The sequence below is a fragment of the Burkholderia sp. Bmkn7 genome (genome assembly GCF_041103175.1).
In the GTDB taxonomy this organism is placed as follows: domain Bacteria; phylum Pseudomonadota; class Gammaproteobacteria; order Burkholderiales; family Burkholderiaceae; genus Burkholderia; species Burkholderia cepacia.
Genome location: NZ_JBGCUH010000002.1, coordinates 1,501,073 through 1,521,266, shown reverse-complemented (window position 1 = coordinate 1,521,266; position 20,194 = coordinate 1,501,073). Strand labels below are relative to the sequence as shown.

Genomic DNA, 20,194 nt, shown 5'->3' with positions numbered 1-20,194 from the left:
GGTCAGAGCTCGATGCCCGATCGCTCGGCGACCGTGTGCATGTCCTTGTCGCCGCGGCCCGACAGGTTGACGAGCAGGATCTTGTCCTTCTGCAACGTCGGCGCGAGCTTCACGCCGTACGCGATCGCGTGGCTCGACTCGAGCGCGGGAATGATCCCCTCGATCCGGCAGCAGTCGTGGAACGCCTTCAGCGCTTCCTCGTCGGTAATGCCGACGTACTGTGCGCGGCCGCTGTCCTTCAGCCATGCGTGCTCGGGGCCGACGCCCGGATAGTCGAGGCCCGCCGACACCGAATGCGTCTCGATGATCTGGCCGTTGTCGTCCTGCAGCAGGTAGGTACGGTTGCCGTGCAGCACGCCCGGGCTGCCGGCGATCAGCGACGCCGCGTGATGGCCCGTGTCGAGGCCGTCGCCGGCCGCTTCGACACCGATCAGCTGCACCGATGTGTCGTCGATGTACGGATAGAAGATGCCCATCGCGTTCGAGCCGCCGCCGACGCAGGCGATCACCGCGTCCGGCTGCCGGCCCGCGAGCTCGGGCATCTGGACCTTGCACTCGTCGCCGATCACGCGCTGGAAGTCGCGCACCATCATCGGGTACGGGTGCGGGCCCGCGACCGTGCCGATGATGTAGAACGTGCTTTCGATGTTCGTGACCCAGTCGCGCATCGCTTCGTTCAGCGCGTCCTTCAGCGTGCGCGAACCCGATTCGACCGGCACGACCGTCGCGCCGAGCAGCTTCATCCGGTAGACGTTCGCGGCCTGGCGGCGCACGTCTTCCGAGCCCATGTAGACGACGCACTCCATCCCGAAGCGGGCGCAGATCGTCGCGGTCGCAACGCCGTGCTGGCCGGCGCCCGTCTCGGCGATCACGCGCTTCTTGCCCATGCGCTTCGCGAGCAGCGCCTGACCGATCACGTTGTTGATCTTGTGCGCGCCCGTGTGGTTCAGGTCTTCACGCTTCAGGTAGATCTGCGCGCCGCCGAGCGTCTCGCTCCAGCGCTGCGCGTGATAGATCGGCGACGGGCGGCCGACGAAATGCTTCAGCTCGCGCTCGAATTCGGCGACGAAATCGGGATCGTTCTGGAATTTTTCATACGCCGCGCGCAGTTCGTCCAGCGCGTGAATCAGCGTCTCGGCGACGAACACGCCGCCATACGGGCCGAAGTGGCCGCGGTCATCAGGAAGGTTGTACATGGTGTCTCTCTCGATCGGTCGGGGCGCCCCGCTTTCGGGGCCGCGCCGGCTTGCATCACCCGGCGTCCGCTTCGCGCACCGCGCGTACGAACGCCGCCATCCGGGCGTGATCCTTCACGCCCTTCGCGCCCTCCACTTCGATGCCACTCGAGACATCGACAGCAAACGGGCGCAACTGGCGAATCGCATCACCGACGTTTTGCGCGCTCAAGCCACCACTCAAAACGGCCCGATGCGCGAGCTCTGCGGGAATAAGAGACCAATCGAAGACCTTGCCGCTACCGCCGTAATCCGGCACCAGGGTGTCGAACAGGAGGCCGCGCGCTTTCGAATAATGAAGTGCCGATTCTACCAAATCGGCACGCTGCGTCGAGGGGCCGACGCGCACCGCGCGCAACCACGGCAGGCGGGCCGCGCGGCCGAGCGCGTCGCACTGTTCCGGCGTCTCGTCGCCGTGGAACTGCAGCAGCGTGAGCGGCACGTCGCGCACGACGGCTTCGATCTCGGCTTCGGTCGCGTTCACGAACAGCCCGACCACCGACACGAACGGCGGCGCGAGGCGCGCCAGCTCGGCCGCCTGCGCGATCGTCACCGCGCGCGGGCTCTTGGGGTAGAACACGAGACCGATCGCGTCGGCGCCGAGCGCCGCCGCGTGCAGCACGTCCTCGGGGCGCGACAGCCCGCACAGCTTGATGCGCGTGCGCGGCGGCAGGCCGGCCGCGGCGGGAGTCGAAGGAGACACGGCGTGATCCGTCATGGTTGAGGGTCCAGGTCGGCCCAGACGCTGCTCCACGGCACGCTGCCGAGCTGCGCGGGCGGGACGGCGAATTCCGCCGGGTAGCCGACGTGGGCGAGGTACAGCCCGTCGGCCATGAACGTGGGCGCCGCGAGAGTGCGATCGCGCCCGGCCAGCACGTCGGCAAGCCAGCCGGCCGGATAACGGCCGCGGCCGACCGCGACGAGGCAGCCCATCAGGTTGCGCACCATGTGGTGCAGGAACGCGTTGGCGCGGAACCGGAAATGAATGAAATGGCCCACGCGCCGCACGTCGATCTGGTACAGGTGTTTGACCGGCGTCTTCGACTGGCATTCCGACGACCGGAACGACGAGAAGTCGTGCTCGCCGATCAGGTGCGCGGCGGCGGCGCGCATCGCGTCGTCGTCGAGCGGCGTGTGGATCCAGCCCGCGCGCCCCGCCAGCATCGGCGAGCGCACGGGATGCACGTACAGCGCGTAGTAATAGGTGCGCTCGAACGCCGAGAAACGCGCGTGGAACGTCTCCGGCATCGGCTTCGCCCATTGCACCGCCACGGTCGGCGGCAGGAACGCGTTGGTCCCGCGCACCCACGAGAACACCTCGCGATCCAGGTCGGTATCGAAATGCACGACCTGCCCGAGCCCGTGCACGCCCGTGTCGGTCCGCCCGGCCACCGTCGTATGCAGCGGCACGCGCGCGAACTCGGCCAGCGCGTGCTCGAGCCGGTCCTGCACCGTCTTGCCGTGCGGCTGCGCCTGCCAGCCGCAGAACGCCGCGCCGTCGTACTGAATGCCGAGCGCGATCCGCATCACGCCTCGTCCGCCAGTTTCGCGAGCAGCGCACGCGCATCGTCGCGCGTCGCGGTGTCGTTTGCGTCGACCACTTCCTGCAGCAGCGTCCGTGCGCCGGACAGGTCGCCCAGTTCGACGTATTCGGTCGCGAGGTCGAGCTTGTTGCGCGCGATGCGGGCAAGTTCGTCCGGCGTCAGCGCCGGCAATGCGGCGCCCGGCGTGGACGGCAGGTCCAGATCGAAGTCGAGCTTCAGCGCGCCGAACTGCGCGCCGCCGAGCGGCGGCAGCGACGACGTCGCGAACGGGCTGCCCGCCTGGCCGGCAGGCGTCGCCGCGTCCGGATCCCAATCGAACTCGTCGTCCTGGTCGGCCGGATGTTCAGGGGCCGGATCGATCGCGCCAATCGGGAGGCGCTGGCTGGCTCGACCGTTAGTTGCAATTTGACCGGTGTCGGACTGCGTTGCCTGCGCGGCAGACTCGTCCGTCGCCGGCGACGGCTCGTCCTGCGTGCGCGGCGGCAGCGGCATGTCGAGGCTGTTGAGCGCGCTGATCGCGTTCTGCATCAGCGCCGCGTGCTGCGTTTCGGTGGCCGCGGGTGCGATCGGCGTCTCGGCAGGCTGTTCCGCGGGCTTTTCGGCAGCGAACTTCTCTACCGGCTCGGTATCGTGCGGAGCCGGAGCCGCCTCGCTCGCGGTCGGCACTACGGCGTGCGCGGCCGGTAATTCGGGCTGCTCGTCATGCGGCGGCACCACTTCCGGCGCCGGCGGCACATCCGTATCAGGCGTCTCGACCGCCTCCGCCGCTGCGGCAGCGGCCGCGGCAAGGCTCAAGTCGGAAGCCGCGTCGCGTGCGACCGGCATCTCGGGCCGGATCGGCAGTTCCGGCTCGACGGACGGCGCGGCGTCGGTTTCTGCCGCAGCAGCCGCAGCCCCGCCCGCGACGACCGCAGCAGCCGTCGCGCTCGTACCCGCATCACCCGTTTCTTCCGCGCGCCGGCCCTTCCGGCGCTTGCGCCACGCAAAACCCGCGGCGAGGACGATCACGGCCGCACCGGCCACCGCGGCCGGACGCCAGTCCATCTGCCCGGTACTGCGCGCAGGTGCCGCCACCGGCGCGGCCGGTTGCGCGGGCGCCGATACCGATGCCGGCTGGACTGCGCTGGCAGCAACGCCGGACGCGGCTTCACCTGCCGTCGGCGCGGCAGCGGACGCGCCCGTATCGTTCGCGGCCGGACGCGGCGCAACAGGTGCCGGCACGGGCGCCGGCGTGACCTCGTTCGTCGTGGCCGGCTTGCCGATGCCGTGCTTCTGCAGTTCCATCAGCACGCGGTTCTTCAGCGCCAGCAGTTGCTGCAGGCTCGACGGCCGCGGCTGCGACGCGCCTGTGGCGGGCGCCGCGCCGGCCGGTTCGTTCATGCCCGAAACCTGGCTGCCCGCAACAGGCGGAAGCGCGACACCGCTCGCGGACGACGGCACCGACTGGATCGCGCCGCTCCACACATGCGGACCGCTTGCACCGGCAACGGGCGCCGCCGGCTGCATGCTTTCGACGGCCGATGCGCCGTGTGCCGTCGAAGCGCCGAGCGACGCCGCCGCACCGGCGGCCGTCGCGACGCTCGCGCCGCTCACCGGAGCCGCATGCACGGCCGGCGCCACCGGCGCGGATGGCACGGTCGCCGCCGGGGTCGACCCCGGATGCGGCGCCGACGCACCATGCTGCGCGACCGCCGTGCCGCCGGACGCCGCGACGGGCGCGGATGCTGCCGCCGTACCCGATGCGCCGGATGCAGCGGATGCACCGGCCGGCACGAGTGCCGCGCCTGTCGCATCGAGCGCCGGCACGGTCAGCGTCGCGCCGACTTTCAGGCGGCTCGCGTCGTGCTTCATGAACGCCTGCGGATTGGCGTCGAACAGCGCGCGGCCGGCGCGCGCGAGCACACCGGGATCGTGCGACTGCGTGGCCGCTTTCGCGATGTCGTTCAGCGACTGGCCGGGCTGGACCGTCACGGTAAGCGGCACTGCACCGCCGGCAGCGGACGCCGGCAGTTCGCCGGTGCCGGCCGCCCAGGCCGATGCGGTTGCGCCGAGCGCCAGGATCGCCAGCGCGCCACGCACGGCGCGCGACAGACGGGACTGACGCGGAAACAAGGAAATTCGGGACATCGTTGGCTCTATCGCCGCGCGCGGGCGCGGCTCGGATTCGCGGTTGAAAGCGTCAATAAAGTTGCCGCAGAAATGCAAAAGCGTCGCGTTGAACGCGACGCTTTCGGCGGGTCTGTGCGTCGTAAACGCGTAGTTTACTTCACGTGATCGGGTTCGGGCCGAATTCGTCGCCGATGGGCGCAACCGGCCGCGTTCGCGCGTCCGCGCACCCGCCGGCCGAGCCGCTCCGATGCCCGGGTTCACACGGTGCGACCAGCGTTCCCGATCGATCGGAAGCACACCTCCCTCGACTGAAAAACGCCCGGCCGCATCCCGTCCCGAACGAATGGCGCGCCCCTTGCCGCTCACCCGGCGGCCTGCCCACTCCGGGGCTCGATGCCGCGCCACGACCGCGAAATCGGGCACGCTTGCTCAATAAATCGCGCCACCTGCCGTTAATGAATTAGCAATATCCAATAAAAACAAATCCCACCGATCCCCCAATCCATTCAAATAAATTTCAATTGATCGATAAGAGGCCAATTCCCCTCTCTTATCGTCGAATTGGACATTTCCACCCCCAAACCCCCGCCGCACAAGGCTTCCAAGCCTCACCCCCGTTTCATTTCTCATACGAAATCGATCATTTCGACAGCAATTCAATTACATTACACAAAATTACACAGATCGAATAATTGCCGTCGTTACGATCGTCTTCAAACAAGAATCGGCGCAGTTCGACCATCGCGCACGCACCTGCCGGAAAGGCGGGCACGCGCGTGGCCGGGCTGACGTCGTGAGGTGCCAGGGAGGCATCGCGCAGTCGCACGACTGCATCTACTCACCAGCTCGTTACGGGGATCGAACATGGGCTATCAGCAGGGTTTGAGCGGGTTGGCCGGCGCGGCGAACCATCTCGACGTGATCGGCAACAACATCGCGAACGCAAACACGGTCGGCTTCAAGCAGGGGCGCGCGAACTTCGCCGACATGTACGCGAATTCGGTCGCGACGTCGACCAACACGCAGATCGGCATCGGCACGCGGCTCGCGTCGGTGCAGCAGCAATTCGGCCAGGGGACGATCAACACGACGAAGTCGTCGCTCGACATCGCGATCAACGGCAACGGCTTCTTCCAGATGTCGAACAACGGCGTGACGACGTACTCGCGTGACGGCGTATTCCACCGCGACAAGAGCGGCGCCATCGTCGATTCGCAAAACCGCAACCTGATGGGCTATGCGGCAGGCCCGGGCGGCGCGATCAATACCGCGGCGACCGTGCCGCTGCAGGCGCCGACCAACAACATCGCCCCGCAGGCGACGACGAAGATCACCGGCCAGTTCAACCTGAATTCGCAGGACAAGGTGCCGGCCAAGACGCCGTTCAACCCGGGCGACAACACCACGTACAACTACAATTCGTCGATCCAGGTGTACGACACGCTCGGCGGCTCGCAGCAGGTGTCGATGTACTTCACGAAGAACGCGGCCGGCACCTGGCAGGCCTACGCGGGCGTGCAGGGCCAGACGCCGACGAATCTCGGCACCGTCACGTTCGACACATCGGGCCGGATCACCTCGACCACGTCGGCCGCCACCGGCCAGCCGACGCCGAGCCTCGGTCAGTTCGCGTTTTCGATCCCCAACGCGTCGGGCGGCGCCAATCCGCAGAACCTGACGCTCGACCTGGGCGGCACGACGCAGTTCGGCGGAAAGAGCGGCGTGACCAACCTCGCACAGGACGGCTTCGCGAGCGGCACGCTGACGACGTTCTCGATCGGCACCGACGGCAAGCTGACCGGCAACTACTCGAACGGCCAGAGCGCGGTGCTCGGCCTGATCGCGCTCGCGAACTTCAACAACCCGAACGGGCTCGAGAACATCGGCGGCAATCAGTATGTGGAAACCGCCGCGTCGGGCGTGCCGCAGATCTCCGCGCCGGGCAGCACGAACCACGGCACGCTGCAGGGAAGCGCGCTGGAAAACTCGAACGTCGACCTGACGACCGAGCTCGTGAACCTGATCAAGGCGCAGCGCGATTATCAGGCCAATGCGCAGACGATCAAGACCCAGCAGACCGTCGACCAGACGCTGCTGAACATGCGCTGACGCGCACATGAAAAACGCGCCGCGCCAGCCCTGATATCGTCAAGGCCGGCGCGGCGCGCCATCTTGTGCAACGCGGCCCGCGCATCGCGGGCCGGACACACGAGCTTACTTGTCGAGCAGGATGCGCAGCATGCGGCGTAGCGGCTCGGCCGCACCCCACAGCAGTTGGTCGCCGACCGTGAACGCCGACAGGTATTCGCCGCCCATCGCGAGCTTGCGCAGGCGGCCGACCGGCACCGTCAGCGTGCCCGTGACGTTCGCCGGCGACAGGTCGCGCATCGACGCTTCACGCTCGTTCGGCACGACCTTCACCCAGTCGTTCGCCGACGCGAGGATGCCGTTGATCTCGTCGAGCGGCACGTCCTTGTTCAGCTTGATCGTCAGTGCCTGCGAGTGGCAGCGCATTGCGCCGATCCGCACGCACAGGCCGTCGACCGGGATCGAACCCGGCTCGCCCATTGCCGGCTTGCCGAGGATCTTGTTGGTTTCCGCGCCGCCCTTCCACTCTTCCTTCGACATCCCGTTGCCGAGATCCTTGTCGATCCACGGGATCAGCGAGCCGGCGAGCGGCACGCCGAAGTTGCTGGTCGGCATCGCGTCGCTGTTCATCGCGGCCAGCACGCGGCGGTCGATGTCGAGGATCGCGGATGCCGGATCGGCGAGCTGCTCCTTCACAGCGCCGTTCAGCGTGCCCATCTGCGACAGCAGTTCGCGCATGTTCTGCGCGCCCGCGCCCGATGCGGCCTGGTAGGTCATCGCCGTCATCCAGTCGACGAGGTTCTCGCGGAACAGGCCGCCGAGCGCCATCAGCATCAGGCTGACCGTGCAGTTGCCGCCGATGAAGTTCTTCGTGCCCTTGACGAGCGCGTCCTTGATCACGTCGAGGTTGACCGGATCGAGGATGATGACCGCGTCGTCCTTCATCCGCAGCGACGATGCCGCATCGATCCAGTAGCCGTTCCAGCCGGCCGCGCGCAGCTTCGGGAACACGTCGTTCGTGTAGTCGCCGCCCTGGCACGTGATGATCACGTCGCACTTCTTCAGCTCGTCGACGTTGGTCGCGTCCTTGAGCGTGGTCTCGTTTTTCGCGAACGACGGCGCTTTGCCGCCCGTGTTGCTGGTGCTGAAAAACACCGGTTCGATCAGGTCGAAATCGCCCTCTTCCTGCATGCGCTGCATCAGGACGCTGCCGACCATGCCGCGCCAACCTACGAGACCTACGTTCATGACTAACCCTTTGATGGAGCTTCCCCGCCATTTCCGTCCCCGGTGTGACCGCGCGGGGAAATAGGCGGGCACGACGGACGATCAGCGTTTAATGATCGTTTTCGTGGTAATGGTTTTCGTGATGACGATGGCGCGCGCACCCGCACGGGCAATGTTGCCGTGGAGTTTCAAGACCGGGGAGATCAGGGAAATTTGCGCCATCGTTCGAGTCTACACAAAGCCGGTTGCCCGCACAACGGCCAACCGCGCGCGAACCGGCCGATTTCGCGGCCCGTTCGCGCCCTTTCTACTTGCCTGCGTTACAGCGCCGCGACCACCGCGTCGCCCATCGCCGTCGTGCCGACCTGCTTGCCGCCCGGCGTCGCGATATCGCCCGTGCGGTAGCCCTGTTCGAGCACCGTTTTCACCGCGCGCTCGATGCGATCGGCCTGCTCCGCACGATTCAGCGAGTAACGCAGCATCATCGCGGCCGACAGGATCGTCGCGAGCGGGTTCGCGATGCCCTTGCCCGCGATGTCCGGCGCCGAACCGTGCGACGGTTCGTACAGGCCCTTGTTGTTCTTGTCGAGCGACGCCGACGGCAGCATGCCGATCGAGCCCGTCAGCATCGACGCTTCATCCGACAGGATGTCGCCGAACATGTTGCCGGTGACGATCACGTCGAACTGCTTCGGCGCCTTCGCGAGCTGCATCGCCGCGTTGTCGACGTACATGTGCGACAGCTCGACGTCCGCGTACTCCTTCGACACGTCGATCATGATGTCGCGCCAGAACTGCGACGTTTCGAGCACGTTCGCCTTGTCGACCGACAGCAGCTTCTTCGCGCGCTTGCGGGCCGCCTGGAACGCGACGTGCGCGATACGGCGCACTTCCGGTTCCGAATAACGCATCGTGTCGAAGCCTTCGCGTTCGCCCGCGAACAGGCCGTCCGGTGCGGCACGCACGCCGCGCGGCTGGCCGAAGTAGATGTCGCCGTTCAGTTCGCGCACGATCAGGATGTCGAGGCCCGCGACCAGCTCGGGTTTCAGCGGCGACGCATCGACGAGCTGCGGGTAGCAGATCGCCGGGCGGAAGTTCGCGAACAGCTCGAGATGCTTGCGCAGCCCGAGGATCGCCTGCTCGGGGCGCAGCGCGCGCTCGAGCGAGTCGTACTTCCAGTCGCCCACGGCGCCGAACAGGATCGCGTCGGCTTCCTTCGCGAGCGCCAGCGTCGCGTCCGGCAGCGGATGACCGCTTGCCTCGTAGCCCGCGCCGCCGACCGGCGCCTGTTCGAGTTCGAACTTCTCGTCGAGTGCGTTCAGCACCTTCACCGCTTCATTGACGATTTCCGGACCGATGCCGTCGCCGGGCAGCACTGCAATCTTCATGCGAAATTCCTGACTGGGTAGGTTTTATGAGGCAGGCCGGCGGGCGCGCCGCCGGCGCGCCCGCCCGAAAGGCACGTCAGCCGACCAGCTTGGTATTGAGCCACGGCTGCTTCACGAGGCGCTCGGCCTCGAACTGGCGAATCTTGTCCGCGTGGCGCAGCGTGAGGCCGATGTCGTCGAAGCCGTTCAGCAGGCAGTACTTGCGGAACGCGGCGATCTCGAACGGATATTCGCGGCCGTCACCCGCACGCACGACCTGTGCGTCGAGGTCGATCGTCAGTTGAAAACCGTTGAACGCAGCCGTCTCGTTGAACAGGTGATCGACCTGCTGCTCGGTCAGCACGATCGGCAGCAGCCCGTTCTTGTAGCAGTTGTTGAAGAAGATGTCCGCGAAGCTCGGCGCGATGATCGCGCGGAAGCCGTACTGCTGCAGCGCCCACGGCGCGTGCTCGCGCGAGCTGCCGCAGCCGAAGTTCTTGCGCGCGAGCAGCACGGATGCACCCTGGTAGCGCGGCTGGTTCAGCACGAAGTCGGGATTCAGCGGGCGCTTCGAGTTGTCCTGGCCCGGCTCGCCGTGATCGAGGTAACGCCATTCGTCGAACGCGTTCGGACCGAAGCCCGTGCGCTTGATCGACTTCAGGAACTGCTTCGGGATGATCGCGTCGGTGTCGACGTTCTCGCGATCGAGCGGCGCCACGACGCCGGTATGCACAATGAATTTTTCCATGATCCGTCTATCCGGTTGAAGGGCCGGCGTTCAGCCGGCGCACATCGACAAATTCTCGGCGGGACTCGTCACTCCGCGGCGCGCTTCAGCGCATTGCCGGCGGCGTTGACGTCCTGCCCGAAGCCCTGGACGGTATTGCAGCCCGCAAGGCCGAAACCCAGCCCCGCCAGCGCCAGCGCGGCAACCAGCCGCGCGATGACCTTCGATGCCGTCACGCGTCACCCCAGCTTGCGAATGTCGACGAAGTGACCTTCGATCGCCGCGGCCGCCGCCATCGCGGGGCTCACGAGGTGCGTGCGACCGCCCGCGCCCTGCCGCCCTTCGAAGTTGCGGTTCGACGTCGACGCGCAGCGCTCGCCCGGATCCAGCCGGTCGGCGTTCATCGCGAGGCACATCGAGCAGCCCGGCTCGCGCCATTCGAAACCGGCATCCGTGAACACCTTGTCGAGCCCTTCGCGCTCGGCCTGCGCCTTCACGAGGCCCGAGCCCGGCACGACCATCGCGAGCCGCACGTTCGACGCGACGCGACGGTTCAGCTTCTTCACGACGTACGCGGCTGCGCGGATGTCCTCGATGCGCGCGTTCGTGCACGAACCGATGAAGATCTTGTCGACCTTGATCGACTCGATCGGCGTGTTCGGCTCGAGCGCCATGTAGGCCAGCGCACGCTCCATCGCGTCGCGCTTGACCGGATCCTTCTCGCGTTCGGGATCGGGCACGCGACTGTCGATCGACGTGACCATTTCCGGCGACGTGCCCCACGTGACCTGCGGCACGATCTCGGCCGCGTTCAGCTCGACCACGCGATCGAACTGCGCGCCTTCGTCCGACTTGAACTGACGCCAGTATTCGACGGCCTGATCCCATTCCGCGCCGGTCGGCACGAACGGACGGCCCTTCAGGTAATCGATGGTCGTGTCGTCCACCGCGACCATGCCCGCGCGCGCGCCGGCTTCGATCGCCATGTTGCAGACGGTCATGCGGCCTTCCATCGTCAGCGCGCGGATCGTCGAGCCGCCGAATTCGATCGCGTAGCCCGTGCCGCCGGCCGTGCCGATCTTGCCGATGATCGCGAGCACGATGTCCTTCGCGGTACATCCGCGCGGCAGCGCACCCTCGACCTTCACGAGCATGTTCTTGCTCTTCTTCTGCAGCAGGGTCTGCGTGGCGAGCACGTGCTCGACTTCCGACGTGCCGATGCCGTGTGCGAGCGCGCCGAACGCGCCGTGCGTCGACGTATGCGAATCGCCGCACACGATCGTCATGCCCGGCAGCGTCGCGCCCTGCTCCGGCCCGATGATGTGGACGATGCCCTGGCGCACGTCGTTCATCTTGAACTGCGTGATGCCGAACGCATCGCAGTTCGCGTCGAGCGTGTCGACCTGCAGCTTCGAGACGGGATCGGCGATGCCGTGGCTGCGATCGGTGGTCGGCACGTTGTGGTCCGACACGGCCAGGTTCGCGCTGATGCGCCACACCGGACGCTGCGCGATCTTCAGCCCTTCGAATGCCTGCGGGCTCGTGACTTCATGCAGCAGCTGACGGTCGATGTAGAGCAAAGTCGTGCCGTCTTCCTCGGTGTGGACCACGTGGGTGTTCCACAGTTTGTCGTAGAGAGTCTGTGCCATGGGTATGCGGGGTCGTTGTGACTACAAGCCTTGCGGATGCGGTCGATTATGCCACGCAGAACGCGTCACGGCGCGGGCCGCACGCGAAAAAAACCATTAAAAACAGTGGTTTGGCTGGTAGTGCCAATACCTGTATCGGCATTACCCGGCAAATGCGGGCGCGCACGGCGCGGCGGCGGTTGCAGCCGTCGCACGGGATGCGTGTCACGGCGACACGCGCCGGCTGGCCGCCTTCGTGGGGTCGGTATCGCGCTGCACGCGGAAGCGCTGCGCGTCCTCCAGCAAGTGGAAGCGGCCGTTGCGGAACAACACCCTTCGCTGCGACGTGTCGTGCGGCGAAGGCGTCTTGAACGGCCCGTAGCTCGCGATTGCGCCGCACACCGAGCGCCCGGAACGTGAAGTCGTTCGGCAGCGGATGCCGCGAGTGCCCCGCAGCGTCAGCCGTTCGGGTATTCGCGGTTGATCAGCTCGAGCCGCAGCATCCCGAGTTGCACCCCGACGTTGCTCAGCAGGTAAAGATCGCGGCGCCGCAAGGCCGGCATCTGCGCGGACGCGTCGTAGAGCGACGGCAGCGTCAGGCCCGCCGGCACCGCGGCCTGCATCCCCGCGGCATTCGACACGCGCACGGCAATCGACGCCTGATCCGAATGCGTGACGACACCGACGTTGCCGAGTGCCGACGCCGAGCCGGCCTGCGTGACGATCGCGGTTACGACGCCGTCGGGCGTCGGTATCGGGCTGCCGGCGGCCGGCGCCGGTGTCGCGATCGACGTCACGCCGGCCGTCAGCCCGTATTTCGACGCGAGCACGCTCGCGACTTCCTGCTGCGCAAAGATCCGCGCGGCAACCTTCTCGCGCAGCACGAACACGGCGTCGGCAATCGCCTCGTTCACGGGGCCCGGCACGGGCGCGGCGCCGGACGACGGCGCGGCGCGACTGCCGAAAGCGAATGCGGCAATCGTGTTGATGGCCGTGGCCTGGACGGTCGGCGGCGTCCACGAGAAAAACGTCTCGAACAGGTAACCGGCCTCGTCGGCGGCGGCTGCGCGGTCGTTCAGTTCGTTCGTCAGCTTGCCGAGCATCTGGCGTTGCAGTTCGGCGTCTGAAACGGGAGCGTCGCCGGCGAAGCCCGGCGTGCTGGCGGTACCGGTCGCGGCAAGCGCGGCAGCGGAAGCGAGGAAATGGCGGCGGGTCTGCATGGTCATCGGAATCGGGAGAAAGAAAGTGCGTCAGCCCTTCGGGAACGCCTGCATCGTCGCGCCGACCGCGCGGGCGAGCATCTGCGCATACATGTCGTGCACGAGGTACAGGCTGCGGTTGCGCGTCCACGGCTGGCCCGACTGCGGGTCGTAGCGCGCCGGCAACGGCACCTCGGCAACCGCGGCCGCCTTCATGCCCGCCTGCTGCGAGGTCTGGATGCAGCGCTTCGCATGATCCCGATGGCCGACCACCGCGACGCTGCCCATCGCCGCCGCGCCGCCCGCGCGCGACACGGCCTCGGCGGCCACGCCGGCCGTGCTGAGGTACACGATCGTGCCGTCGCTCGAGATCACGGGCTCGATCGACGACAGCTCGTCGGCGCCCATCCCGTATTTCGACACGAGAAAGCGGGCGATCTCCCACTGCGCGTAGACCTTGACCGGCTTCAGTTGCCGAATGCGATAGACGGCATCCGCGAGCGCTTCGCTGACGGGCCCTGGATCGGGCAGCGCGGACTGGTTGCCGCCCGTGCTCGACGTATTGCCGCTTGCCGCGTTCGGGCGATTGCCGAAGCTGTACGCGACGATCGCGCCGGCCTGGGCCGCCGGCATCGTCGGCAGGTCCCACGCAAACCCGACGTCGGTCAGCGCCGGCTGGATCGCGCCGACCGTCGCGGCATCGCCGAGCTGCGCATTCAGCTTCGCGGACATTTGCGCGGCCAGCGCGGCGTCGGTAACGGGCATCGACGTGACGTCGTCGCCGCCGCATGCGCTCAGCAGCGGCACCGCCGCGACGGCCGGCGCGGCGGCCAGGAATTTTCTGCGTGAAGAAGCCAGCGGATTCAGTTTCATGAGAAATACGAAATGATGCGAATGACGTCGACGCGATACCCCGGCGTCGCATTCACGGTCACGGGAAATCGCAGTCGGGCGAGTCGCACAGGTGGCGACGGACGGCAGTACCGCAGCGCGGTCCTAATCGCCGCGCTTCCGTCGATTGACGAGCCCGGATCGTAGTCGGCGTTTGTTAAATTGCGGTGAAGTTTGCGAGCCAATACGCGCAATCGCGTCTTCGTTTCACGGATGGATGCCCGCGTTTCACATAGGGTGAGCACCTGCGCGATTCGTTCCACGGATGGCGATCATGCGCCCCGCACGCCGCGCGACTTCCCCCGCATGACGCGCTACGATGGCGCAACGCACATGGGCAATCCCCACGACCCGGACCCGGAGTACACGACGATGAAGCTTGGCCTGAACGAATCGCTCGCCCATCTCGACGAAGCAGGCACGCTGTTCACGACGCTGTTTCGCCACGGCACGCTCGACGTCGAGCTGTACCGGCCGTGCGTCGAGGACAAGCAGAAGCCGCATACGCGCGACGAGGTCTACGTGATCGCCACCGGCACGTCGCACTTCGTCGTCGACGGACGCGAATGCGCGGTCGCGGCCGGTGACGTGCTGTTCGTCCCGGCACACGCCGACCACCGCTTCACCGGCTTCTCCGGCGACTTCTCGACCTGGGTGTTCTTCTACGGCCCCGAGGGCGGCGAGCGCGGCGCGTAGCGCGTGATGGTGACGCGCGGCACTTTTCCCGCGATCGCCTAGACTGTCTATTCGCAGCGGGCGGCGCGCGACGCGCGGCCGCCCGATCGTCACGATGCCGGTGGCGGCCGCTTCAACGAACGGGAAAACAGCATGCGATACGAACTGTATTACTGGCCCGAGATCCAGGGCCGAGGCGAATATGTGCGGCTCGCGCTCGAGGCGGCGGAAGCCGACTACGTCGACGTCGCGCGCGAATCGGGGCGCGGCATGGGAGTGCCGGCGATGATGCGCATGATGGACAGCGCGAAGGCGGAATGCGTGCCGTTTGCACCGCCGTTCCTGAAAGCCGGCGACCTGGTGGTCGGGCAGACCGCGAACATCCTGCTGTTTCTCGGCGCGCGGCTCGGGCTCGCGCCGGACGACGAAGCCGGCCGGCTGTGGGTGCACCAGCTTCAGTTGACCGTGGCCGATTTCGTCACCGAGATCCACGACACGCACCATCCGATCGCAAGCGGCCTCTACTACGAGGACCAGCAGGCGGAAGCCGCCGAGCGCGCAGCCGATTTCCGCGAGAACCGGCTGCCGAAATTCCTCGGTTATTTCGAGCGCGTACTCGACCAGAACCCGCACAAGAGCGGCTACATCGCCGGCCACGCACTCAGCTATGCGGACCTGTCGATGTTCCAGTTGATCGAGGGGCTGCGTTACGCGTTTCCGAAGGCGATGAAGCGCGCGGAGCGGAAAATCGCGGCGCTGGTCGCGCTGCACGACCGCGTCGCGGAGCATCCGCCGGTGGCGCGCTATCTCGCGTCGGAACGCCGCATCCCGTTCAACGACATGGGCATCTTCCGGCACTATCCGGAGCTGGACAAGTAACGCCGGCACCGCATCCGCGCCGCTTCACGCAGGGCGGCCGACGCCCCGCTCACGCGGCGACCGGCGTCTCGTGCAAATGGCGCCACACGATCAGCCCGTCCGCCTCGCGCCGGAACACGACCGTCGAGCGCCGCACCGTGCGCTGCCCTTGCGCGTCGGTCTGCGTCTCGCGATAGCCGATCGTCGCGCCATCGGACCACACGGCAAGCCCGCGCAACTCGTCGATGTCGATCACCAGCCCGGGGCGCGCGCCGTGCCCGTGTGAAAACAGCGCATCGATGCCCGCGTAATCGAGCACCGTGCCCGACATCGTGATCATCGAAAATCCCGGCGAAAAACGCGCCATCAGCGTCGCGAGCCGCTCGGGGCCGGCACGGCCGGACAACCAGCACGCGATGTCGGCAACGGTGTCGACGACTTCCTTGAAATACGGGTTCGGCAAATTCATAAGGCTCTCAGGTTCTCACGAATGGGATGAAACGGGTTGCGCGACCGGCGCACGGTATGCGGGAAGCCGTGCAATCAGGCCCAGCGGCAGCAACGTCAGCAGCACCGCCAGCCCGAAGCACCAGCGGTACGGCGCGAGCGACGGCCCGCCCGCGTCGAACGCCAGCAACGCATTGAGTGCGCTGCCGAGCACGGCCACGCCGACGCAGAAGCTCAACTGGCGGTTGATGTTCCACAGCGCGCTCGCGTCGCCCATCCGGTCGGCAGGCACATCGACGAACGCCGCGCTTTGCGACGTGCTCGTGCACAGGCTCGCGCCGAACCCCATCGCCGCGAATGCCGCGATGCGCACGGCTTCGACGTCGGCCCAGGGCGTCGCGAGCAGTGCGATGCCGACGCAATCGATCGCGATGCCGCTCGCGAACAAGGGTTTCGCGCCGTGGCGCGCGAAGCAGCGGCGCGTGGTCGCGATCGCGAAGCACGCCGCGATCGCCCACGGCAGCATCAGCGCGCCGGCATGCGCGGCGCTCAACCCGAGCGCGTTCTGCAGATAGAGCGACGCGACGAGGTTGACGCCCGTGAAGATGCCCGGCACGCACAGATAGACCACCACGCCGGTTCGCAGCAGCGGCTGCGCTAGCAGGCGCAGGTCGACGACCGGCGACAGGGCGCGACGCGCATGCGCCGCATAGCCCGCGCCCGCCGCGCTCGCGACGGCCAGCATCGCGAGCGGGAATGCCGCGCCGCCGGGCTGCCCTGCGGCGGTCAGCCCGAGCAGCAGCGCGACGAGCGTGACCGCACTCAGGCCGAGCCCCGGCCAGTCGAGCCGCGGCGGCCGGTCGCGCGCGCCGTCGCGCGGCAGCCATGCGAACGCGAGCGCGCAGGTCGCGGCCGCGATCGGCAACATCGCGAAGAAGATCGCGCGCCACGAACCGCGATCGACAATCGCCCCGCCGATCGCCGGCGACAACGCCGGCACGAGCAGTGCGACCATCATCACGACCGACGTGAGCCGTGCCCGTGCCTGCGGCGGATACGCGCGATAGGCCATCGTCTGCCCGACCGGTATCAGCAGCCCGCCGCCGAGCCCCTGGACCAGCCGCCACGCGAGCAGCGTCTCGATCGACGGCGATGCGCCGACGCAGGCACTGCCGAGCCCGAACAGCAGCAGCGATGCCGCGAACACGCGCCGCTCGCCGCAGCGGCGCGCGAGCCACGTGCCGAACGGAATCACGACGGTCAGGCCGAGCACGTACATGTTGCCGACCCACGCAAGCTGCGCAACCGACGCGTGCAGTTCGCGCTGCAGCGCCGGATACGCGGCGTTCAGCATGAACATGTTCGCGAGGTCGATCGCGAAGCCGAGCAGGTAGACGGCGGCGATTCTGGAACGGTCTGGCATGGCGGCGGGAACATCACGAAACGCCGCAGTGTAGAAGCCGGCACGCGTATCGGTAAGCGGCCGGATGCGACGAGTCCCGTCGCAATTTTTTGACAATCGGATCGCGCCGCCACGATGCCACGACGACGCAACGCCGCGCGGCCGCACATTCGGGTACCCTTCGAGCGATCCAACACCCAGACAGGACCCACGCCCCAACCATGGTGAGCCTCGATCGTTTCGCCGTTTTCCGTGCCGTGGTCGAAGCCGGTTCGTTCACGGCCGCCGCCACCGCACTGAACCAGGCGCGGGCGGCCGTCAGTTTCAACGTGAAGCAGCTCGAAGCCGAGCTCGGCGTCACGCTGCTCACGCGCACGACCCGGCGTGTCGAGCTGACCGACGCCGGCGAGCGCTTCTACCAGCGCTGCCTGCGCGTGCTCGACGAAGCCGAAGGCGCGATCGACGAGGTGCGCGGCGAGCATGGCGGGATGCAGGGCATGCTGCGCGTGACGTCGACGGTCGAGTATGCGGCGCGCGTCCTCGCACCGATGCTGCATGCGTTCACCGCGCAGCATCCCGCGTTACGCGTGCGGCTCGAAACGCATACGTCGCAGGCCGATCTCGTGCGCGACCGCTTCGACGTCGCGATCCGGCTCGGACGCCACGAGCATTTTCGCGACCTGCCCTATCGCGGCGTCTGCCTCGCCACCTACGACGTCCTCGCCGTGATGGCGCCCGACCTGCCGGCGAAGGCCGGGCGCCCGAAACCGGCGTCGCCCGACGACCTCGCCCGCCTGCCGCAGCTCGGCCACAGCCGGCTCGAGCGGATCGCGGAATGGACGCTCACCGATCGCGCGGGCAACGAACATGCGTTTCGACCGGCCGCGAAGCCTCGCGTCGTCGTCGACAACGCCTCGGTGTTGACCGAACTCGCGCGCCGGGGCAGCGGCGTCGCGCTGCTGCCCGAATGGCTCGTGCGCGACGATCTCGAAAGCGGCACGCTGGTCGATGCGCTGCCCGCGTACCGGTTTCCGCAGCAGAACGTCTACGCGCTGTACGTCGCGACGCGGCACGTGCCGCAGAAAGTGCGCGCGTGGGTGGACTTCATGAAGGCGCGGTTGCAGCACGCGCACTGAGCGCGGTTTGCGTGCGCCGCCGCGCGCGGGCCGTCGTTGCGGAGCCGGCCGTCCGATACGACCGGCTTCCGTTGCCGCGCTTTCGGTGCCGCGCCTTCAATCCCGACAAGTCAGTGCGGGTGCCCGTGCTGCGTGGCCGCCGCATCGACGGCCTCGACCGAGCGCGTCAGCCACGGCCCGATGTCCATCTCCTCGTAGCGCACGAGCCGGCTCTTGCGCGCCCGGCGATATGCCCACCAGATCGCGACGAACAGCGGAATCCACACGTAGATCGACAGCACTTCCATCCAGTCGATGCGGGCCGCGAAGAACGCCTGGTAATCCTGCCCGAGCGAGATCACGATGCAGATCGCGATCGCGAACAGCGGCCCGAACGGGAACCATTTCGCGCGGTACGGCAGCTGATCGAGCCGGTAGCCCTGCTTCAGGAACCCCTTGCGGAACCGGTAATGGCAGACCGCGATGCCGAGCCACGCGATGAAGCCCGTGATGCCGACCGTGTTCAGCAGCCACAGATAGATGCTCTGGTTGTTGGTCAACGACGTGAGGAAGCACAGCCCGCCGACGGCCATCGTCGCGTACAGCGCGTTGCGCGGCACGCCGCCCGGCGACAGCGTCGCGAACATCGCCGGCGCACGCCCTTCCGACGCGAGGTTGTACAGCATCCGCGTCGCCGCGTAGGTGCCGGAGTTGCCGGCCGACAGCACGGCCGTCAGGATCACGAGATTCATGGCGCCGGCGGCGAGCCGGAAACCCGCATGGCTGAACACCAGCGTGAACGGGCTCACGCCGATGTCGGTCACGTCGCTCTTCAGCAGGTTCGGGTCCGTGTACGGCACCAGCAGGCCGATCACGAAGATCGCGAGCACGTAGAACAGCATGATCCGCCAGAAAATCTGCTTCACCGCACGCGGGATCGTCTTGCGCGGATTCTCCGATTCGCCGGCGGTAATGCCGACCAGTTCGGTGCCGAGAAACGAGAATCCCGCGATCAGCGCGACGCTCATCATCGCGTGCACGCCGCCGACAAACGGCGCGTCGCCGGTCGTGAAGTTGCGAAAGCCGACCGGATGCCCGTTCCCGATCAGGCCGGCGGCGATCAGCAGCCCGGCCGCGATGAACGCGACCACGGTCACGACCTTGATCAGCGAGAACCAGTATTCCGACTCGCCGAAGCCGCGCACCGACAGCGTATTCAGCAGGAAGATCAGCACGAGGAAGCCCGCGCCCCACCAGATGCCGGGTATGGTCGGAAACCAGTAGCGCATCACGATCTGCGCGGCGACCAGCTCGATCGCGATCGTCACGGCCCAGCTGTACCAGTAGGTCCAGCCGAGCGCGACGCCGAAGCCTTCGTCGACGTACTTCTCGCCGTAGATCGCAAACGACCCCGATACCGGCATCAGTGCGGCCATCTCGCCGAGGCCCGTGACGACGAAGTACACCATCAGCCCGATCGCGATATACGCGGCGATCGCACCGCCCGGCCCCGCCTGCGCGACCGACGCACCCGACGCGACGAACAGCCCCGTGCCGATCGATCCGCCGATCGCGATCATCGCGATGTGGCGGCCCTGCAGACGGCGCTTCAGCGTCGTGCCCGACGGCGCGGCCGTCTCCACTGCCGCTTGCATAGCATCCATAGTGTTCACCCTGATTGG

21 protein-coding genes are annotated in these 20,194 nt (G+C 67.3%); 4 read left to right on the top strand and 17 right to left on the bottom strand.

All coding sequences use genetic code 11. The annotated features are described in order from the left end of the window. Positions 1–2: 2 nt before the first annotated feature. The 5 genes from trpB to AB3K92_RS12820 form a co-directional block, all read right to left on the bottom strand. Positions 3–1,196, bottom strand: coding sequence for a tryptophan synthase subunit beta (trpB, locus tag AB3K92_RS12840; RefSeq protein WP_369465203.1), 1,194 nt, complete (start codon positions 1,194–1,196; stop codon positions 3–5). A gap of 55 nt (positions 1,197–1,251) precedes the next feature. Continuing rightward, positions 1,252–1,953, bottom strand: coding sequence for a phosphoribosylanthranilate isomerase (locus tag AB3K92_RS12835; protein WP_042974244.1), 702 nt, complete (start codon positions 1,951–1,953; stop codon positions 1,252–1,254). Then, a complete protein-coding gene (gene truA / locus AB3K92_RS12830) occupies positions 1,950–2,762 on the bottom strand; it encodes a tRNA pseudouridine(38-40) synthase TruA (protein WP_021158725.1) in 813 nt (270 codons plus the stop codon). Before truA ends, AB3K92_RS12835 begins: the two co-directional genes overlap by 4 nt. Next, positions 2,762–4,906 (bottom strand): FimV/HubP family polar landmark protein, encoded by a 2,145-nt coding sequence (locus AB3K92_RS12825; RefSeq protein ID WP_369465202.1) that lies wholly within the window; start codon positions 4,904–4,906, stop codon positions 2,762–2,764. Before AB3K92_RS12825 ends, truA begins: the two co-directional genes overlap by 1 nt. Positions 4,907–5,528: 622 nt before the next feature. Next, positions 5,529–5,714, bottom strand: a complete 186-nt coding sequence (locus AB3K92_RS12820; protein WP_124922314.1) for a hypothetical protein — start codon at positions 5,712–5,714, stop codon at positions 5,529–5,531. A gap of 38 nt (positions 5,715–5,752) precedes the next feature. Here AB3K92_RS12820 and flgE point away from each other — a divergent pair, with 38 nt between their 5' ends. Then, positions 5,753–6,997, top strand: coding sequence for a flagellar hook protein FlgE (gene flgE, locus AB3K92_RS12815; protein WP_048022078.1), 1,245 nt, complete (start codon positions 5,753–5,755; stop codon positions 6,995–6,997). A gap of 105 nt (positions 6,998–7,102) precedes the next feature. Here flgE and asd read toward each other — a convergent pair whose 3' ends face one another. The 9 genes from asd to AB3K92_RS12770 all read right to left on the bottom strand — a co-directional run bounded on the left by asd (position 7,103) and on the right by AB3K92_RS12770 (position 13,997). Then, complete coding sequence (gene asd / locus AB3K92_RS12810; protein WP_027791140.1) at positions 7,103–8,224, bottom strand: aspartate-semialdehyde dehydrogenase; 1,122 nt, start codon at positions 8,222–8,224, stop codon at positions 7,103–7,105. Positions 8,225–8,305: 81 nt separating this feature from the next. Next, on the bottom strand, positions 8,306–8,425 hold the full coding sequence (locus AB3K92_RS12805) for a hypothetical protein (protein ID WP_021158720.1): 120 nt from the start codon (positions 8,423–8,425) through the stop codon (positions 8,306–8,308). 98 nt (positions 8,426–8,523) lie between these two features. Continuing rightward, positions 8,524–9,591 carry a 3-isopropylmalate dehydrogenase gene (gene leuB / locus AB3K92_RS12800; protein ID WP_021158719.1) on the bottom strand — a complete coding sequence of 356 codons (1,068 nt, stop codon included), beginning with the start codon at positions 9,589–9,591 and terminating at the stop codon, positions 8,524–8,526. A gap of 76 nt (positions 9,592–9,667) precedes the next feature. Next, positions 9,668–10,318, bottom strand: coding sequence for a 3-isopropylmalate dehydratase small subunit (gene leuD, locus AB3K92_RS12795; protein WP_021158718.1), 651 nt, complete (start codon positions 10,316–10,318; stop codon positions 9,668–9,670). A 68-nt stretch (positions 10,319–10,386) separates the two neighbouring features. Further along, positions 10,387–10,533 carry an entericidin A/B family lipoprotein gene (locus tag AB3K92_RS12790; protein WP_021158717.1) on the bottom strand — a complete coding sequence of 49 codons (147 nt, stop codon included), beginning with the start codon at positions 10,531–10,533 and terminating at the stop codon, positions 10,387–10,389. A gap of 3 nt (positions 10,534–10,536) precedes the next feature. Then, positions 10,537–11,946 carry a 3-isopropylmalate dehydratase large subunit gene (gene leuC, locus AB3K92_RS12785; protein WP_369465201.1) on the bottom strand — a complete coding sequence of 470 codons (1,410 nt, stop codon included), beginning with the start codon at positions 11,944–11,946 and terminating at the stop codon, positions 10,537–10,539. Between the two features lie 204 nt (positions 11,947–12,150). Further along, positions 12,151–12,327 carry a hypothetical protein gene (locus AB3K92_RS12780; RefSeq protein WP_369465200.1) on the bottom strand — a complete coding sequence of 59 codons (177 nt, stop codon included), beginning with the start codon at positions 12,325–12,327 and terminating at the stop codon, positions 12,151–12,153. A 56-nt stretch (positions 12,328–12,383) separates the two neighbouring features. Next, complete coding sequence (locus tag AB3K92_RS12775) at positions 12,384–13,145, bottom strand: Tat pathway signal protein (RefSeq protein ID WP_369465788.1); 762 nt, start codon at positions 13,143–13,145, stop codon at positions 12,384–12,386. A 30-nt stretch (positions 13,146–13,175) separates the two neighbouring features. Next, positions 13,176–13,997, bottom strand: coding sequence for a hypothetical protein (locus AB3K92_RS12770; protein ID WP_369465199.1), 822 nt, complete (start codon positions 13,995–13,997; stop codon positions 13,176–13,178). Between the two features lie 390 nt (positions 13,998–14,387). Here AB3K92_RS12770 and AB3K92_RS12765 point away from each other — a divergent pair, with 390 nt between their 5' ends. Both AB3K92_RS12765 and AB3K92_RS12760 read left to right on the top strand, forming a co-directional pair. Then, positions 14,388–14,711 carry a cupin domain-containing protein gene (locus tag AB3K92_RS12765; RefSeq protein WP_369465787.1) on the top strand — a complete coding sequence of 108 codons (324 nt, stop codon included), beginning with the start codon at positions 14,388–14,390 and terminating at the stop codon, positions 14,709–14,711. Between the two features lie 132 nt (positions 14,712–14,843). After that, the gene (locus AB3K92_RS12760; RefSeq protein ID WP_059484052.1) at positions 14,844–15,569 is read left to right on the top strand and encodes a glutathione S-transferase; all 726 of its coding nucleotides are present in this window, start codon (positions 14,844–14,846) and stop codon (positions 15,567–15,569) included. 49 nt (positions 15,570–15,618) lie between these two features. Here the strand turns inward: AB3K92_RS12760 and AB3K92_RS12755 are convergent, their stop codons facing one another. Continuing rightward, complete coding sequence (locus tag AB3K92_RS12755) at positions 15,619–16,017, bottom strand: hypothetical protein (RefSeq protein WP_021158714.1); 399 nt, start codon at positions 16,015–16,017, stop codon at positions 15,619–15,621. 15 nt (positions 16,018–16,032) lie between these two features. Continuing rightward, positions 16,033–17,418: an MFS transporter gene (locus tag AB3K92_RS12750; protein ID WP_318834844.1), complete on the bottom strand. Its 1,386-nt coding sequence runs from the start codon at positions 17,416–17,418 to the stop codon at positions 16,033–16,035. Positions 17,419–17,618: 200 nt separating this feature from the next. Here AB3K92_RS12750 and AB3K92_RS12745 point away from each other — a divergent pair, with 200 nt between their 5' ends. Beyond that, positions 17,619–18,533, top strand: a complete 915-nt coding sequence (locus AB3K92_RS12745) for a LysR family transcriptional regulator (protein ID WP_059621916.1) — start codon at positions 17,619–17,621, stop codon at positions 18,531–18,533. Positions 18,534–18,643: 110 nt separating this feature from the next. Here AB3K92_RS12745 and AB3K92_RS12740 read toward each other — a convergent pair whose 3' ends face one another. Further along, positions 18,644–20,176 (bottom strand): amino acid permease, encoded by a 1,533-nt coding sequence (locus AB3K92_RS12740; RefSeq protein WP_369465198.1) that lies wholly within the window; start codon positions 20,174–20,176, stop codon positions 18,644–18,646. Positions 20,177–20,194: the final 18 nt, after the last annotated feature.

Bases quoted from the DNA above. Each gene is read 5' to 3' on its own strand.
- AB3K92_RS12765 (WP_369465787.1), top strand. From the start codon at position 14,388: ATGAAGCTTGGCCTGAACGAATCGCTCGCCCATCTCGACGAAGCAGGC.
- AB3K92_RS12755 (WP_021158714.1), bottom strand. From the start codon at position 16,017: ATGAATTTGCCGAACCCGTATTTCAAGGAAGTCGTCGACACCGTTGCC.
- AB3K92_RS12745 (WP_059621916.1), top strand. From the start codon at position 17,619: ATGGTGAGCCTCGATCGTTTCGCCGTTTTCCGTGCCGTGGTCGAAGCC.
- AB3K92_RS12750 (WP_318834844.1), bottom strand. From the start codon at position 17,418: ATGCCAGACCGTTCCAGAATCGCCGCCGTCTACCTGCTCGGCTTCGCG.
- AB3K92_RS12825 (WP_369465202.1), bottom strand. From the start codon at position 4,906: ATGTCCCGAATTTCCTTGTTTCCGCGTCAGTCCCGTCTGTCGCGCGCC.
- trpB (WP_369465203.1), bottom strand. From the start codon at position 1,196: ATGTACAACCTTCCTGATGACCGCGGCCACTTCGGCCCGTATGGCGGC.
- leuC (WP_369465201.1), bottom strand. From the start codon at position 11,946: ATGGCACAGACTCTCTACGACAAACTGTGGAACACCCACGTGGTCCAC.
- AB3K92_RS12770 (WP_369465199.1), bottom strand. From the start codon at position 13,997: ATGAAACTGAATCCGCTGGCTTCTTCACGCAGAAAATTCCTGGCCGCC.
- AB3K92_RS12760 (WP_059484052.1), top strand. From the start codon at position 14,844: ATGCGATACGAACTGTATTACTGGCCCGAGATCCAGGGCCGAGGCGAA.
- AB3K92_RS12740 (WP_369465198.1), bottom strand. From the start codon at position 20,176: ATGGATGCTATGCAAGCGGCAGTGGAGACGGCCGCGCCGTCGGGCACG.
- leuB (WP_021158719.1), bottom strand. From the start codon at position 9,591: ATGAAGATTGCAGTGCTGCCCGGCGACGGCATCGGTCCGGAAATCGTC.
- flgE (WP_048022078.1), top strand. From the start codon at position 5,753: ATGGGCTATCAGCAGGGTTTGAGCGGGTTGGCCGGCGCGGCGAACCAT.
- AB3K92_RS12805 (WP_021158720.1), bottom strand. From the start codon at position 8,425: ATGGCGCAAATTTCCCTGATCTCCCCGGTCTTGAAACTCCACGGCAAC.
- asd (WP_027791140.1), bottom strand. From the start codon at position 8,224: ATGAACGTAGGTCTCGTAGGTTGGCGCGGCATGGTCGGCAGCGTCCTG.
- truA (WP_021158725.1), bottom strand. From the start codon at position 2,762: ATGCGGATCGCGCTCGGCATTCAGTACGACGGCGCGGCGTTCTGCGGC.
- AB3K92_RS12775 (WP_369465788.1), bottom strand. From the start codon at position 13,145: ATGCAGACCCGCCGCCATTTCCTCGCTTCCGCTGCCGCGCTTGCCGCG.
- AB3K92_RS12835 (WP_042974244.1), bottom strand. From the start codon at position 1,953: ATGACGGATCACGCCGTGTCTCCTTCGACTCCCGCCGCGGCCGGCCTG.
- leuD (WP_021158718.1), bottom strand. From the start codon at position 10,318: ATGGAAAAATTCATTGTGCATACCGGCGTCGTGGCGCCGCTCGATCGC.